The following is a 230-nucleotide window of genomic DNA, read 5'->3' as shown; positions in this document are numbered from 1 at the left end:
ACCACCGACCGCCTCGTGCAGCATTCGATTCGTGCGGAGAAAACGATGTACAAGCTGTGTTTCTATGTGCCTGAGAGCCATCTGGATGTCGTCAAGCAAGCGGTGTTCGCCGCGGGTGGCGGGCGCATCGGGGCGTACGACAGTTGCTGCTGGCAGTCCCTTGGCCAGGGCCAGTTCCGGCCCCTGGACGGTAGCCAACCCTACCTGGGCCAGGTCGGCCAGGTCGAGCA

General features: G+C 63.5%; 1 pseudogene. It reads left to right on the top strand.

What is annotated here, in order from left to right:
* Positions 1-230, top strand: a pseudogene (locus G5A07_RS21835) (hypothetical protein); the annotation flags it as partial.

The organism is Stenotrophomonas sp. AS012628, from assembly GCF_010608305.1.
Lineage (GTDB): Bacteria > Pseudomonadota > Gammaproteobacteria > Xanthomonadales > Xanthomonadaceae > Stenotrophomonas > Stenotrophomonas geniculata.
Note: the sequence above shows the minus strand (reverse complement) of the source record. Positions and strands in the feature narration are given on the sequence as shown.